A 15,244-nucleotide genomic window follows, 5' to 3' on the forward strand; every position below is an offset into this window, starting at 1 on the left:
GGTGTCGGCGATGGTGGGCAGCGGGGTTGTGGCGCGCCGCGAGGGGCGGCGAACTTGACCGCAGGCAAGGACAGCGGCGCCGCGTGTCGTAGGATGTCCGGGCGGTGCCGTCAGGGAACCAGCCAGCCGATGGAGGCCAGCGCGATGGGTGTTGCCTACCGTGTGTTGTTCGCCAGCACGTTCGCGTTCGTGGTGTGTTTCGCGGTTTGGATGATGTTCGGCGTGATCGGCATCCCGATCCGCCAGGAGCTTGGCCTCAATGCCACCGAGTTCGGCCTGCTCACCGCCACGCCGGTGCTGAGCGGCGCGGTGCTGCGCCTGCCGCTGGGCATCTGGACCGACCGCTTCGGCGGTCGCCTGGTGATGACGGCGCTGCTGGTGGCCTGCGCGCTGCCGGTGTGGCTGCTGGGCTACGCGGGCCAGTTGTGGCAGTTCCTGCTGGCGGGTCTGGTGCTCGGTACGGTGGGCGCTTCGTTCGCGGTGGGCACGCCCTACGTGGCGCGCTTCTTTCCCGCCTCGCGGCGCGGCTTCGCCATGGGCGTGTTCGGCGCGGGCACCAGCGGTGCGGCGCTGAACCTGTTCGTGACGCCGTTGCTGGTGAGCCACTACGGCTGGCGGATGGTGCCGCGCATCTACGCGGTGGCGCTTCTGGCCACCGCCGCGCTGTTCTGGCTGCTGGCGGCACCCGATCCGGGCGTGGGCCAGGGCGGCAAGGCGCCGGGCATGGGCGCGGAGCTGCGCGTGCTGCGCGATCCCCGGGTGTGGAAGTACTGCCAGTACTACTCGCTGACCTTCGGCGGCTTCACCGCGCTGTCGCTGTGGATGCCGCAGTATTTCGTCGGCGAGTACGGCGTGGCGATCGGCATGGCGGCGGCGCTGGCCGCCAGCTTCTCGCTGCCGGCCGGTGTGCTGCGCGCGTTGGGTGGCGCGCTGGCGGACAGGTTCGGCGCGCACGCCACCACCTGGTGGGTGCTGTGGGTGGCGTCGGTGATGCTGTTCCTGCTCTCCTATCCGCAGACCCAGCTGGTGGTGCAGACCATCCGCGGGCCGGCCGCGTTCCACATCGGGTTGGGGCTCTGGCTGTTCGTGCCGCTGCTGTTCGTGCTGGGCGTGGCGCTGGCCTTCGGCATGGCCTCCACCTTCAAGTACCTGGGCGACGACTTTTCCGGAAACCTGGGCGTGGTCACCGGCATCGTGGGCATGGCCGGCGGCCTGGGCGGCTTCCTGCTGCCGATCATCTGGGGCGCGCTGCTGGATTGGCTGGGCATCCGCTCCAGCGCCTTCATGCTGCTCTACGGCGTCGTGATCGTGGCGCTGATCCTGATCTTCTTCACCGAGGTGCGGCAGGTGGATTTCCGCGGCCGCCAGAACCCGTCTCCCGCAAAACAAGCTTGAGGTTGCCGCCATGGGCCAGTTCCTGGAACGCCTGCGCTATTTCTCGCGTCCGCGCGAACCCTTCTCCAACGGCTGGGGCGAGGTGCGCGTCGAGGCGCGCCAGTGGGAAGACGGTTACCGCAACCGCTGGTCGCACGACAAGGTGGTGCGCTCCACGCATGGCGTGAACTGCACCGGCGGCTGCAGCTGGAAGATCCACGTCAAGCAGGGCGTGGTGACCTGGGAAACGCAGCAGACGGATTACCCGCGCACGCGCCCGGGCATGCCCAATCACGAGCCGCGCGGCTGTTCGCGCGGCGCCTCGTACTCCTGGTACCTGTACAGCGCCAACCGCCTGAAGTACCCGATGGTGCGCGGGCGGCTGCTGAAGCGCTGGCGCGAGGCGCGCAAGACGCTGCAGCCGGTCGAAGCGTGGGCCGCGCTGATGGCCGATCCGCAAGCCAGGGATTACAAGGCCGTGCGCGGCCTCGGCGGCTTCGTGCGCGCGAAGTGGGACGAGGTGCTGGAAATCGTCGCCGCGGCCAACGTGTACACGATCCGGCATCACGGTCCCGACCGCGTGGCCGGCTTCTCGCCGATCCCGGCGATGTCGATGGTGTCGTTCGCGTCGGGGTCGCGTTATCTCAACCTGATCGGCGGCGCGCTGCTGTCGTTCTACGACTGGTACTGCGACCTGCCGCCGTCCAGCCCGCAGACCTGGGGTGAACAGACGGACGTACCCGAATCGGCTGACTGGTACAACTCGAGCTACATCATCGCGTGGGGCTCGAACGTGCCGCAGACGCGCACGCCCGACGCGCATTTCTTCGTCGAGGCGCGCTACAACGGCACGCAGGTCGTGGCGGTGACGCCGGACTATTCGGAAGTCGCCAAGCTCTCCGACCTCTGGCTGCATCCGAAGCAGGGCACCGACGCCGCCACCGCGATGGCGATGGGCCATGTGATCCTGAAGGAATTCTTCATCGACCGGCAGGTGCCCTACTTCCAGGAATATTGCCGCAAGTACACTGACCTGCCCCTGCTGGTCACGCTGCGCCGCGATGGTGCGCGCTGGGTGCCCGACAGGTATCTGCGCGCCAGCGATTTCGAGGGCGACCTGGGTTCGCCCGGCAACGCCGACTGGAAAACGGTCGGTTTCGACAGGGATGGCCGGCCCGTGGTGCCGACGGGTTCGATCGGTTTCCGCTGGCCGGAGAAGGACAGCCCCGACCACGGCAAGTGGAACCTCGAGGAAAAATCCGGCGACGGTCGCGACACCGAATTGCAACTGACGCAACTCGACCACCGCGACGAAGTCGCCGACGTGGCATTCCCGTATTTCGGCGGCGTCGCCAACCCGCACTTCACCGCCAACGCGCAGGGCGCCGATGGCGTATTGATGCGGCGCGTGCCGGTGCGCAAGCTCGCCACGAAGAACGGCGAAATGGTCGTCGCCACGGCATTCGACCTCCTGTGCGCGCACTACGGGCTCGACCGCGGACTCGGTGGCGAATGCGCGACGAGCTACGACGACAACGTCGCCTACACGCCGGCGTGGCAGGAAGCCATCACCGGAACGCCCGCAGCGCATGTCATCGAAGTGGCGCGCGGCTTCGCCCACAACGCCGAGAAGACCCGCGGCCGTTCGATGGTGATCATCGGTGCGGGCATGAACCACTGGTACCACCAGGACATGAACTACCGCAGCATCATCAACTTCCTGATGCTGTGCGGCACGGTGGGCGTGTCCGGCGGCGGCTGGGCGCACTACGTCGGCCAGGAGAAGCTGCGCCCGCAGACCGGCTGGACCGCGCTGGCGTTCGCGCTGGACTGGGTGCGCCCGCCGCGGCACATGTGCGGCACCTCGTTCTTCTACGCGCACTCCGACCAGTGGCGCTACGAAACGCTGAAGACCGCCGAGCAACTTTCGCCGCTGGCGGATGCCTCGCGCCATGGCCGCACCCTGATCGACTGCAACGTGCGCGCCGAACGCATGGGCTGGATGCCATCCGCGCCGCAACTGGATCGCAATCCACTGGATGTTGCGCGCGATGCCGCGGCTGCCGGCAAGGACGCGAAGGATTACGTGGCGGCGGCGCTGAAATCGGGCGACATCAGGATGGCCTGCGAGGACCCGGACAACCCGGTGAACTTCCCGCGCAACCTGTTCATCTGGCGCTCCAACCTGTTCGGCTCGTCCGGCAAGGGCCACGAATATTTCCTGAAGCACTTCCTCGGCACCCGCTGCGGGTTGCAGGGCAAGGACCTCGGCGAGGACGGCGGCGTGAAGCCGGAGGAAGTGGAATGGCATGATCCGGCACCGGAAGGAAAGCTCGACCTGGTGGTGACGCTGGACTTCCGGATGTCCACCTCGTGCCTGTATTCCGACGTGGTGCTGCCGACCGCATCGTGGTACGAGAAGAACGACCTCAACACCACCGACATGCACCCGTTCATCCATCCGCTGTCGGCAGCGGTGGACCCGGTATTCGAATCGAAGAGCGACTGGGAAATCTTCAAGGCCGTCGCGAAGAAATTCTCGGAACTTTCCGAGGGCGTGCTGGGCGTCGAGAAGGACGTGGTGCTGGTGCCGATCCTGCACGACACGAAGGCCGAGATCGCGCAGCCGTTCGAAGTGCGCGACTGGAAGAAGGGCGAGTGCGAACTGGTCCCCGGTGTCACCGCACCCAACATCGTCACCGTCGAGCGTGATTACCCGGCGACCTACGCGCGCTACACCTCGCTGGGGCCGCTGATGGACAAGCTCGGCAACGGCGGCAAGGGCATTGCCTGGAACACCGAGCATGAAGTGAAGGGGCTGGCTGCACTCAACTACACCGTCGACGACGGCCCGGCCAAGGGTCGACCGCGCATCTTCAGCGACATCGACGCCGCCGAGACCATCATGTATCTCGCGCCGGAAACCAACGGCGAGGTGGCGGTGAAGGCGTGGGCCGCGTTGTCGAAGATCACCGGCCGCGACCATACCCACCTCGCGCGAGCCCGCGAGGACGAGAAGATCCGCTACCGCGACATCCAGGCGCAACCGCGCAAGATCATCTCCTCGCCCACCTGGTCGGGCATCGAGAGCGAGCACGTCAGCTACAACGCCGGCTGGACCAACGTCAACGAACTGATTCCCTGGCGCACCCTCTCCGGCCGCCAGCAGTTCTACCAGGACCACGCCTGGATGCGCGATTTCGGCGAAGGCTTCGCGCTGTACCGCCCGCCCGTCGACATGCACGCGACCGCGCCGCTTCTGGGCAGGAAGGACAACGGCCATCCCGAAGTGGTGCTGAACTTCATCACCCCGCACCAGAAGTGGGGCATCCACAGCACCTATACCGACAACCTGATCATGCTGACGCTTTCGCGCGGCGGCCCGATCGTGTGGATCTCCGAGGTGGACGCCAGGAAGGCCGGCATCGAGGACAACGACTGGATCGAGTGCTTCAACGCCAACGGTGCGCTGACCGCGCGCGCGGTGGTCAGCCAGCGCGTGAAGGAAGGCATGTGCCTGATGTACCACGCGCAGGAGAAGATCGTGAACGTGCCTGGCTCGCAGGTGACCGGCCAGCGCGGCGGCATCCACAACTCGGTGACGCGCACGGTCGTCAAGCCCACCCACATGATCGGCGGCTACGCGCAACTGTCGTACGGGCTCAACTACTACGGCACCACCGGCGCCAACCGCGATTCGTTCGTGATCGTGCGCAAGCTCGCCAAGGTGGACTGGATGGACCGCGTGCAACGCAAGGCCCGTGAGGAAGAACTCGATACCAAGCTGGTGGAGGCCCGCTGATGAAGATCCGCGCACAGATCGCGATGGTGCTGAACCTCGACAAGTGCATCGGCTGCCACACCTGTTCGGTCACCTGCAAGAACGTGTGGACCTCGCGCAAGGGCATGGAATACGCGTGGTTCAACAACGTCGAAAGCAAGCCCGGCATCGGCTACCCCAAGGACTGGGAAAACCAGGAGCGCTGGAAGGGCGGCTGGGAACGCAAGGCCAGCGGCAAGCTGGTGCCGAAGCAGGGGGGGCGCTTCGCGGTGCTGGCGAAGCTGTTCGCCAATCCGGCGATGCCGCAGATCGACGACTACTACGAGCCGTTCACGTTCGACTACGAGAACCTGCAGACCGCGCCGGAACTCCCCACCGCGCCGGTGGCGCGGCCGATCTCGCTGATCTCCGGCCGCACCATGGACAAGGTGGAGTGGGGCCCGAACTGGGAGGAGATCCTCGGCGGCGAGTTCGCCAAGCGCAGCGCCGACTACAACTTCGAGGCCGTGCAGAAGGACATCTACGGCCAGTTCGAAAACACCTTCATGATGTACCTGCCGCGGCTGTGCGAGCACTGCCTCAACCCCACCTGCGTGGCCTCGTGCCCTTCCGGCTCGATCTACAAGCGCGAGGAGGACGGCATCGTCCTGATCGACCAGGACAAGTGCCGCGGCTGGCGCATGTGCGTCTCCGGCTGTCCGTACAAGAAGATCTACTACAACTGGGTGAGCGGCAAGGCAGAGAAGTGCACCTTCTGCTATCCGCGCATCGAGGCCGGCCTGCCCACGGTGTGCTCGGAAACCTGCGTGGGCCGCATCCGCTACCTGGGCGTGCTGCTCTACGACGCCGACCGCATCGATGCGGCCGCCGCCACCGAGAACCCGCACGACCTGTACCAGGCCCAGCTCGATGTGTTCCTCGATCCGCACGACCCGGAAGTGCAGCGCCAGGCGCTGGCCGACGGCGTACCGGCCGAGTGGATCGAGTCGGCGAGGAAGTCGCCCACCTACAAGATGGCGGTGGAGTGGAAGATCGCCTTTCCGCTGCACCCGGAGTACCGCACCCTGCCGATGGTGTGGTATGTGCCGCCGCTGTCGCCGATCCAGGCGCACGCCAACGCCGGCGCCATCGACAGCACCGACCACGGCCTGCCCGACGTGGACTCGCTGCGCATCCCGGTGCGCTACCTCGCCAACCTGCTCACCGCCGGCAACGAGGCACCGGTCACCGGCGCACTGAAGCGCATGCTGGCGATGCGTGCGTGGTTCCGCGCGCGCCAGCTGGGCGAACCGCAGGACCCGGCCATGCTCGCTGCGGTGGGCCTGGACGAGGCCACCGCCGAGGCGATGCACCGCTACCTCGCCATCGCCAACTACGAAGACCGCTTCGTGATCCCCACTGCGCACCGCGAGGAGGCCGAGAACGCCTACCAGCTGCGCGGCGGCTGCGGTTTCACCTTCGGCAACGGCTGCGACGGCATCGACGCCAAGGCCGGCCTGTTCGGCGGCAAGATGGGCCGGCGCAAGATGATCCCCATCCGCATGGTCGACGACGACACCTGATGCGCAACGAACACGCCATCACCCTGCGTGCGCTGGCCGCGCTGCTGGCCTACCCGGACGAGGAGCTGCGCGCCGCGCTGCCGGAGATCGCCGGCGCGCTGCGTGCGGCGCGCGGCCTCGACGCGCAGCGCCGCGGCGAGCTGCTCGCGCTGGCCGGCGAACTGGGGCAAGGCGAACAGCTCGATGCCGAGGCGCGCTACGTCGAGCTGTTCGACCGCGGCCGCTCCACCTCGCTGAACCTGTTCGAGCACGTGCATGGCGACGGCCGCGAGCGCGGCTCGGCGATGCTGGAGCTGCGCGAGCGTTACCAGCGGATCGGGCTGGAACAACGCGGCCACGAGCTGCCCGATCACCTGCCGGTGCTGCTGGAGTACCTGAGCTGCTGCGATCCGGCCGAGACGCCCGAGCTGCTGGGCGAGTGTGCCCACGTGCTGCGCAAGCTGGGCAATGCGCTGGCCCACCGCGGCAGCCGTTACGCCGCGGTGCCTGCCGCCCTGCTGGCGCTGGCCGGCGAGGAGGGCCTCGACCCGCACACGCCGATACCGCCGCCCGAGGATCTCGACCAGAGCTGGGAAGAACGTCCAGCCTTCGAGCGGCCTGCCGGGACTACGCCATGACCACCGATCCCGCTTCCGTCCAGGAGTGCCTGCCATGACCCTGTCTCCCGCCTGGAACCAGTTCCTGTTCGGCATCTACCCCTACATCTGCCTCAGCGTGCTGCTGCTGGGCAGCCTGATCCGCTACGACCGCGAGCCGTACTCGTGGAAGAGCGACTCCTCGCAGGTGCTGCGCGCGAAGACGCTGCGCTGGGGCTCCAACCTGTTCCACTACGGCGTGCTGGTGGTGGTGCTGGGCCACTTCGCCGGCTTCCTGATGCCCGAGTCGCTGGTGCTGTGGCTGATGAGCCCGGGCCAGCACCAGCTGCTGGCGATGGCGGTGGGCGGCCCGGCCGGCGCGGTGGCCATCATTGGCCTCAGCCTCCTGATCTGGCGCCGGCTGGGCGATCCGCGCGTGCGCCGCAACAGCCGCGCGTGGGACATCAGCATCGTCGTCATGCTGTGGCTCCAACTGCTGCTGGGTTTGGCCACGGTGCCGATGTCGGCGCAGCACATGGACGGCGCGATGTTCGAGCGGCTGGTGGCTTACGTGCAGGGCGTGGTGCTGTTCCACGGCGGCAATGCGTTGCTGCTGCAGGGCACGCCATGGGTGTACCAGCTGCACATCCTGCTCGGCTTCACCATCTTCCTGGTCTCGCCGTTCACCCGCATGGTGCACATCTGGAGCGGCGTCGGCAGCGTCGCCTACCTGTTCCGGCCCTACCAGCTGGTGCGCACGCGCAAGCGGGCGGTGCACTCGTGAGCGTGCGCGTCAACGGCGTCGACGTTGCGGCCGCCGACTGGCCCAGCGACGAGCTGGCCGCGGTGCACGAGTTGCTACGCCAGCGCGCGCTGGAACTCGGACTGCTGGAGGCGGATGCCGGCGCCGAGGCCGGCGCCGAGGCGGTCGAGCAGCTGCTGGCGCGCGAGGTGCGCGTGCCCGAGCCCACGCCGGAGGAATGCCGCCGCTGGTACGACGCCCACCCCGAACGCTACCGCAGCGGCGAGCTGGTGCACGCGCGGCACATCCTGTTCCAGGTGACGCCCGGCACGCCGGTGCCGGCGATCCGCGCGGTGGCCGAGGCGATGCTGCAGGAGCTGCTGGCGCAGCCGCAGCTGTTCGAGGCGCGCGCCCGCGAGAAGTCCAACTGCCCCTCCGGCGCGCAGGGCGGCCAGCTCGGCCAGCTGCAACGCGGCGCCAGCGTGCCCGAGTTCGAGAAGGCGGTGTTCGAAGGCAGCCAGCTGGGCATCCTCCCCGGGCTGGTGAACACCCGCTACGGTTTCCACATCGTGGCGGTGGATCGGCGCATCCCCGGCGAGCAGCTGCCGTTCGTGGCGGTGGCCGGGCGGGTGGAGCGGGAGCTGCGCGCCGCCGCCGAACGGCGTGCGCTCGGCCAGTACGTGCGCGTGCTGGCCGGCCAGGCCGCGCTGGAAGGCGTGGAGCTGGAAGCGGCCGCTTCGCCGCTGGTGCAGTGAGGCGGCCGGTCATCGCGCCTGCGGGAGGCGCGGAAACGACAAAGGCCGCGCGAGGCGGCCTTGGTTCTCCCACGTGGTACCGGTGATAGGACTCGAACCTACACTCTGTCGCCAGAAGCGGATTTTGAGTCCGCCGCGTCTACCATTCCGCCACACCGGCATGTGGATTGGGCATTATGCCGGCTTCAGTGCACGGGGTCGAGGCCCAGCTGGCGTTCGCAGCGCTCGTAGCCTTCGTTGCCGGTCAGCGGCTGGAACACCGCGCAGCGGGTCATGTTGCCGGAGTAGATGTGCAGGCTGACCGCGATGTCGCGGTCGCTGGGATTGCGGATGGTGTGGTATTCGTGCGGCGGGATCAGGCTGCCGGCGGAGCCGGGGCCGGCCTGTACCGAGCCCACGGGCTGGAAGCGGCAGTGGCCTTCCGCGTCGTCCATGCGCTCGTACTGCACCACGTCCAGTGCACCGCGCCACACGCCTTCCACGCACCACATGCCCGCATGGTCGTGGATCGGGGTGCCCTGGCCGGGGCCCCAGGTCATCGCCACCACGCAATAGCCGTGGTCCTCGCTGCGGTACAGCTCGCGCCGCGCGTAGCGGCCTTCGGCGGTCTCCAGCACGCATTCCGGCAGCTGGATCTCGTTGCCGCGGATCAGCCGGCACAGGCTGTTGCGCAGGCTGTCGGTGATCGCCGGCGTACTGCCCTGGGCGACCGCCGCGTCGATCGCGTCGATCAGCTGGCGACAGCCCGGAAATTCGGTGGTGAGCATGGCGTTCTCGCAAAGCTGGCTGGGTGGCGCCATTCTACCAGCGCGCCCCGGGCGGGGTTCCGGGTGGTTCAGAGCCGGCCGAGGAAGCCGCCGATCGCGCGGCTGTAGTTCTCGATGTCGACCAGGAACGCGTCGTGGCCCTGTGGCGAGTCGAGCGCGACGAAGTCCACGCTGGCGCCGGCGGCCTCGAGGCCCGCGGCGATCTGCTCCTGCTGCTCCAGCGGGAACAGGATATCGGTGCTGACGCCGATCACCAGCGCGCGCTCGACGCGGATGCGCTTGAGGCCTTCCATCACGTTGCCGCCGCCGTATTCGGCGGTGTCGAACCAGTCGCTGGCGCGCGACAGGTAGAGGTAGCTGTTGGGGTCGAAGCTGCGCACGAAGCGGCGGGCGTGACCTTCGAGGTAGGACTCCACCTGGAATTCGAAGCCGAACGGCTGGTCCTCGCGCCGCTCGGCGTCGAGGCGGATGCGCGCGAAGCGGCCGTTCCATTCCATCGCCGAGCGGTAGGTGATGACGCCCAGCTTGCGCGCGATGCTCATGCCCATGTCGGGGTAGCGCTCGCCGTCGCCGTGGATGTCGTAGTGGCCGCCGGCCCAGTTGGGGTCGAGCCGGATCGCCTCGCGCTGCAGCGAACGGATCGCGATGGCGAACGGCTGCGCCTGCGGCGCGGTGTCCACGCTGACGTGGGTGCGCACCGTGCCGGGGTGCAGCAGCATGTAGGCCAGTGCGGCCATGCCGCCCATCGAGCAGCCGATCAGGCAGGCGAGGCGTTCGATGCCGAGGCCCTGCACCACGGCGTGCGCGGCGTTGGCCACGTCTTCCAGCGAAAGCTCGGGAAAGTCGAGCCGGTACGGCTCGCCGGTGGCTGGGTTGATCGAGGCGGGGCAGGTGGAACCCTTGTCGCTGCCCAGCGAGTTCACGCAGACCACGAACCAGCGGTCGGTGTCGATGGCCTTGCCGGGGCCGGCCATGCCTTCCCACCAGCCGGGCGTCGGGTCTTCCGCGCCGGACATCATGTGCGCGCTGGGCGAGAGGCCGGTGAGCACGAGGATGGCGTTGTCCCGCGCGGCGTTGAGCGTGCCCCAGGTTTCGTAGGCCACGTGTGCGCCATGCAGTGCGCCGCCGCGCTTCATCGGGAACGGTGAGGGCAGGGCGCAGTAGCGGCGGGCGTCGGCCATGCTCAGCGCACCTGGTCGATGGCAATGGCGATCGGCGCCTTGCGGTCGGTGTCGACGATGCCGGCGCTGCCTTCCAGGTCGCCCGGCTGGGCGATCGGCTGGCCGCTGTGGCTGATCCGCGCGGCTACCACCACGCGCGCCACCGAGGACAGCTTCAGGTCCGGCGTCATCGCCATCGCGTCGGTAAGCGTGACCGTGGCCGGCAGCGCGTCGGCCGCCAGCTTCGCCACCGCCAGCGGCATCGGCGGGCCGCTCACCGCGCGGGCGTAGACGTAGAGCTGGTCGCCCGGCCGCAGCTTGTCCTTGAGCGCCGGCGCCAGGCTCACTTCCACCTTCAGCGCGGTGCCCTGGCTGGCGACGGGCGCGGGTTCCGCCGCAGGCTTGATGCCGGCGCGGGCGTCGGCGCTCGCGATCTGTTCGGCCACCGCCTTGGCCACGGTCGAGCCCGGTTCCAGCAGCGGCTGCAGCTTGCGCCAGGTCGCCGCGGCGTCGGCGTAGCGTGCGTGCTGGAACTGGCTGATGCCGAGCAGCCACAGGGCGCGCTGGCTGTCCGGCTGCAGTTCCAGCGCGTGATGCAGCAGGTCGAGCGCGCGGCCCTCGATCAGGTGGTTGTCGCGCGCCATCGAATCGGTCTCTGCCCAACCCACCATCGCCGCCACATCGTTCGGATCGATCTTCAGCGCGTGATCCCAGGCGTCGCGCGCCTCGTCAGGCTGCTTCAGCGCGGTGGTGGCCTGGGCGAGCAGGGCCCAGCCTTGCGCATCGTCCGGCTGCTGCCGGAGGTGCGCACGCAGTGCGATCAGCGCCTGCTGGAAATCCATGGGCTTCGGCGCAGCGGGCACGCCATCCAGCGCCAGGGGCGTGCCGATGTGCAGGTACAGCGCACCGGCGCCGAGCGGCAGCAGCAGGGCGATGCCCAGTGCCAGCACGAAGACGCCACGCGGGCGGCCGTGCCGGCGTCCTTCGCGCAGCAGGGGCACCAGCAGCAGCGCCAGCGCCACCGCGATCATGGCGGCGGCAACCAGATAGAACGCGAGTTTCACCAGTCGTCCCCCGTGTCGGCCGGCTCGTTGCCGGCTTGCCTGCCGTCGGCAGGCGTGTCGTCGTCGGTGGCGCCGTCGCCGCGGTTGCGCCGGCGTATCGCCACCGCCACCACCACGCCGCCGGCCAGGAGAATCGCCAGCGGCCCGAACCACAGCAGCCAGGTGCCGGGTTTCAGCGGCGGGTCGTACAGCACGAAATCGGAATAGCGGTCCACCAGGTACTGCTTGATCTGGGCATCGCTCTTGCCCTGCTGCATCAGCTGGAACACTTCCAGCCGCAGGTCGCGGGCGAGGTCGGCATTGGAATCGGCCAGGTTCTCGTTCTGGCAGACCAGGCAACGCAGCTGCTTGGTGAGGTGCTGGAAGCGCACTTCCTGGGCGTGGTCCTTGAACGGCAGCGGTTCGATCGCGCCGCTGCCGGCGAATGCCGCGCCGGCGAACGCCAGCAGTGCGGCGAGCAGGACGGGGCGCAGCCTCATGGCGCCTCCTGCCTGGCCGCGGCGATCGCCGGCTGCAGTTCCCTGGCGATCACCTCGGGCGTGAGCGGGCCGATGTGCTTGTAGCGGATCACGCCCTTCGCGTCGATCAGGAAGCTTTCCGGCGCGCCGTACACGCCGAAGTCGATCGCGGTGCGGCCGGACTGGTCGGCGATCACGAGGTCGTAGGGGCTGCCGTGCTCGCGCAGCCAGCGCCTGGCGTCGTCGGGCACGTCCTTGTAGTCGTAGCCCACCAGCGGGATGCCGAGCTGGCGGCCGTCGGCCATCAGCACCGGATGCTCCTCGGCGCAGGCGACGCACCAGCTGGCGAACACGTTGAGCAGGTAGGGCTTGCCGAGCAGGCTGGCCTTGGTCACGGTCTGGTCGGGCGCATCCAGCTTCGGCAGCGCGAACGCAGGCGCGGGCTTGCCGATGAGCGGCGAGGGCACGTAGCGCGCGTCGTGCCAGCTGTTCCACCAGATGCCGAAGCCGAACAGCCCCACCAGCAGCACGAAGACGAGGAACGGGATCAGCCGCTTCATGCCGGCGACTCCTGCGGCGGGACCGCGGCGGGCGCTGCCGCCGCCTCGGCGGCAATGCGCCTGATGCGGAAGCGGCGGTCGCAGGCGGCGACGAAGCCGCCCAGCATCATCAGCACGCCGCCGCCCCAGATCCAGCGCACGAACGGCTTGTAGTACAGGCGCAGCGCCCACGCGCCTTCGATGTTGCCCGCATCCATCGGTTCGCCCAGCGCCACGTACAGGTCGCGGAACAGGCCGGCGTCCACCGCCGACTCGGTCTGCACCTGCTCGCGCGAGTAGGTGCGCTTCTGCGGGTGCATCACCGTGACGGTGCGGCCGTCGCGCAGCACGGTGACCACGCCCTGGTCGGCATGCCAGTTCGGGCCGACGGTGCGGTGTACGCCGTCGAAGCGGAAGTCGTAGCCGGCGACCTGCTCGCTCTGACCCGGGGCGAGGCGCACGTCGTGGGTGGCGCTGAGTGATTCGGACAGCAGCACGCCGGCCACGAACACCCCCACGCCCAGGTGCGCCAGCAGCATCCCCGCCATCTCGGCCGGGTAGCGGCGGCCGCGCGGCACTTCGCGCCAGCGCTTGAGCGCGTAGAGCAGCACGCCCACCGCGATCCACACCGCCGACGCCACGCCGACGATGGCCTTCAGCTGCCCCTGCACGAAGAACGCCGCCACGATGGCGCAGGCCAGCGCCGCGATGCCTGCGCGCAGCGCCACCTGCTTCAGCACGCCGCCGCCCGCCTTGCCCCAGTGCAGGAACGGCCCGAACGGCAGCAGCGCCACCACCGGCGCCATCAGCAGCGGGAACAGCAGGCCGAAGTAGGGCGGGCCCACCGAGATGCGGCCCAGGTGCAGCGCGTCGCCGATCAGCGGGAACAGCGTGCCCAGCAGCACCATGGCCGACGCGGTGGCCAGCATCAGGTTGCCGATCAGCAGCGCCGTCTCGCGCGAAACGACATTGAACGGCTTGCCGCCCGCCACCTTCGGTGCCCGCAGCGCGTACAGCAGCAGCGAGCCGCCCACCACGATGGCGAGGAAGGTCAGGATGAACACGCCGCGGCGCGGGTCGGAGGCAAACGCATGCACCGAGGTGAGCACGCCCGAGCGCACCAGGAAGGTGCCCAGCAGCGACAGCGAGAACGCGAAGATCGACAGCAGCAGGGTCCACGCGCGCAGGCCGCCGCGCTTCTCGGTGATCGCCTGCGCGTGGATCAGCGCCGCGCCCACCAGCCACGGCATGAAGCTGGCGTTCTCCACCGGGTCCCAGAACCACCAGCCGCCCCAGCCCAGCTCGGCGTAGGCCCACCAGCTGCCGGCCACGATGCCGAGGGTGAGGAAGCCCCAGGCCGCGTTCGTCCACGGCCGCGCCCAGCGCACCCAGGCCTGTTCCACCTCGCCGCCCAGCAGCGCGGCGATGGAGAACGCGAACGCCACCGAGAAGCCCACGTAGCCCATGTACAGCACGGGCGGGTGGAAGGTCATGCCGGGGTCCTGCAGCACCGGGTTGAGGTCGGCGCCGTCGGCCGGCATCGGCAGCAGCCGGCCGAACGGATCGGAAGTGAACAGGATGAAGGCGAGGAAGCCGATCGACACCAGCCCCATCACGCCCATCACGCGCGCGGCGAACACCTCCGGCAGCCTGTGGCTGAGCGCGGCCAGCGCCACCGTCCACAGGTTGAGGATCAGGATCCACAGCAGCAGCGAACCCTCGTGCGCGCCCCACACCGCGGCGATGCGGTAGTACCAGGGCAGCGCGAGGTTGGAATTGTCGGCCACGTACTGCACCGAGAAATCGAAATGCAGGAAGGCCCACACCAGGATCAGGAAAGCCGTGCCCACGAACACCGCCTGGCCGGCGACGGCAGGCCGCGCCACCGCCATCAGCGCGCGGTTGCCGCGCCAGGCGCCGAGCAGGGGCAGCACGCCTTGCGCGATCGCGAGCAGGAAGGCGAGCACCAGCGCGAGTTGGCCGAGTTCGGGGGTCATGGGCTCTTGTCCTGCGCGGCGGCTTCCTTCACCTTCGCCTGCGCGTGCGCCTTGGCCATCGCGTCCTTCAGTTCCTTCGGCATGTAGGTCTCGTCGTGCTTGGCGAGCACCTCGGTGGCGACGAAGCGGCCGTCGGCCATGTGGCCGGTGGCGATCACCGACTGGTTGTCGCGGAAGAGGTCGGGCAGGATGCCGGTGTACTCCACCGGCATCGCGCCGTCGGCATCGACCACGGTGAAGGTGACCTGCAGCGAGTCCTTGCTGCGCTGGATCGAGCCGGCCTTGACCATGCCGCCGAGGCGGAAGGTCTTGTACTGCGCCGCCTGCCCCGATTGCACCTGGCTAGGCGTGAACAGGTAGTTCATGTTCTGCTGCAGCGCGTACACGCCCAGGCCGATCGCCAGTGCGGCGGCGATCGCCACCACGATCACGACGGTGAGCCTGCGCTTGCGGGTGGGGTTCATCGGCAT

Annotated in this window: 13 protein-coding genes and 1 tRNA gene; 6 read left to right on the forward strand and 8 right to left on the reverse strand. The window is 68.8% G+C overall.

The window, feature by feature from the left end; translation table 11 throughout:
• Window positions 1-144: 144 nt before the first annotated feature.
• From ACQGNW_RS12915 to ACQGNW_RS12940, 6 genes are read left to right on the forward strand one after another with little or no spacing between them, the layout of a single operon-like run.
• Window positions 145-1,395, forward strand: a complete 1,251-nt coding sequence (locus tag ACQGNW_RS12915) for an MFS transporter (protein ID WP_426663593.1) — start codon at window positions 145-147, stop codon at window positions 1,393-1,395.
• A 10-nt stretch (window positions 1,396-1,405) separates the two neighbouring features.
• Window positions 1,406-5,176, forward strand: coding sequence for a nitrate reductase subunit alpha (locus ACQGNW_RS12920; RefSeq protein ID WP_426663594.1), 3,771 nt, complete (start codon window positions 1,406-1,408; stop codon window positions 5,174-5,176).
• Window positions 5,176-6,717 carry a nitrate reductase subunit beta gene (gene narH, locus ACQGNW_RS12925; RefSeq protein ID WP_426663595.1) on the forward strand — a complete coding sequence of 514 codons (1,542 nt, stop codon included), beginning with the start codon at window positions 5,176-5,178 and terminating at the stop codon, window positions 6,715-6,717. Before ACQGNW_RS12920 ends, narH begins: the two co-directional genes overlap by 1 nt.
• Entirely contained in the window at window positions 6,717-7,334 is a 618-nt protein-coding gene (gene narJ / locus ACQGNW_RS12930; RefSeq protein ID WP_426663596.1) for a nitrate reductase molybdenum cofactor assembly chaperone, read from the forward strand. Before narH ends, narJ begins: the two co-directional genes overlap by 1 nt.
• 34 nt (window positions 7,335-7,368) lie before the next feature.
• Entirely contained in the window at window positions 7,369-8,076 is a 708-nt protein-coding gene (gene narI / locus ACQGNW_RS12935) for a respiratory nitrate reductase subunit gamma (RefSeq protein WP_426663597.1), read from the forward strand.
• Window positions 8,073-8,789, forward strand: a complete 717-nt coding sequence (locus tag ACQGNW_RS12940; protein ID WP_426663598.1) for a peptidylprolyl isomerase — start codon at window positions 8,073-8,075, stop codon at window positions 8,787-8,789. The genes narI and ACQGNW_RS12940 overlap by 4 nt, the downstream gene beginning before the upstream one ends.
• Before the next feature lie 74 nt (window positions 8,790-8,863).
• Here ACQGNW_RS12940 and ACQGNW_RS12945 read toward each other — a convergent pair.
• The 8 genes from ACQGNW_RS12945 to ccmE all read right to left on the reverse strand — a co-directional run bounded on the left by ACQGNW_RS12945 (window position 8,864) and on the right by ccmE (window position 15,238).
• Window positions 8,864-8,949, reverse strand: a tRNA-Leu gene (locus tag ACQGNW_RS12945).
• Between the two features lie 25 nt (window positions 8,950-8,974).
• Window positions 8,975-9,556, reverse strand: a complete 582-nt coding sequence (locus ACQGNW_RS12950; RefSeq protein ID WP_426663599.1) for a cysteine dioxygenase family protein — start codon at window positions 9,554-9,556, stop codon at window positions 8,975-8,977.
• Window positions 9,557-9,624: 68 nt separating this feature from the next.
• Window positions 9,625-10,737, reverse strand: coding sequence for a homoserine O-acetyltransferase MetX (gene metX / locus ACQGNW_RS12955; protein ID WP_426663600.1), 1,113 nt, complete (start codon window positions 10,735-10,737; stop codon window positions 9,625-9,627).
• Between the two features lie 2 nt (window positions 10,738-10,739).
• Window positions 10,740-11,780: a tetratricopeptide repeat protein gene (locus ACQGNW_RS12960; protein WP_426663601.1), complete on the reverse strand. Its 1,041-nt coding sequence runs from the start codon at window positions 11,778-11,780 to the stop codon at window positions 10,740-10,742.
• Window positions 11,777-12,259, reverse strand: coding sequence for a cytochrome c-type biogenesis protein (locus tag ACQGNW_RS12965; protein ID WP_426663602.1), 483 nt, complete (start codon window positions 12,257-12,259; stop codon window positions 11,777-11,779). Before ACQGNW_RS12965 ends, ACQGNW_RS12960 begins: the two co-directional genes overlap by 4 nt.
• Entirely contained in the window at window positions 12,256-12,798 is a 543-nt protein-coding gene (locus ACQGNW_RS12970) for a DsbE family thiol:disulfide interchange protein (protein ID WP_426663603.1), read from the reverse strand. The genes ACQGNW_RS12965 and ACQGNW_RS12970 overlap by 4 nt, the downstream gene beginning before the upstream one ends.
• A complete protein-coding gene (locus tag ACQGNW_RS12975) occupies window positions 12,795-14,774 on the reverse strand; it encodes a heme lyase CcmF/NrfE family subunit (protein ID WP_426663604.1) in 1,980 nt (659 codons plus the stop codon). The genes ACQGNW_RS12970 and ACQGNW_RS12975 overlap by 4 nt, the downstream gene beginning before the upstream one ends.
• A complete protein-coding gene (gene ccmE, locus ACQGNW_RS12980; protein WP_426663660.1) occupies window positions 14,771-15,238 on the reverse strand; it encodes a cytochrome c maturation protein CcmE in 468 nt (155 codons plus the stop codon). Before ccmE ends, ACQGNW_RS12975 begins: the two co-directional genes overlap by 4 nt.
• Between the last annotated feature and the right edge of the window lie 6 nt (window positions 15,239-15,244).

The sequence above is a fragment of the Rhodanobacter aciditrophus genome (assembly GCF_050026795.1).
GTDB lineage: Bacteria > Pseudomonadota > Gammaproteobacteria > Xanthomonadales > Rhodanobacteraceae > Rhodanobacter_A.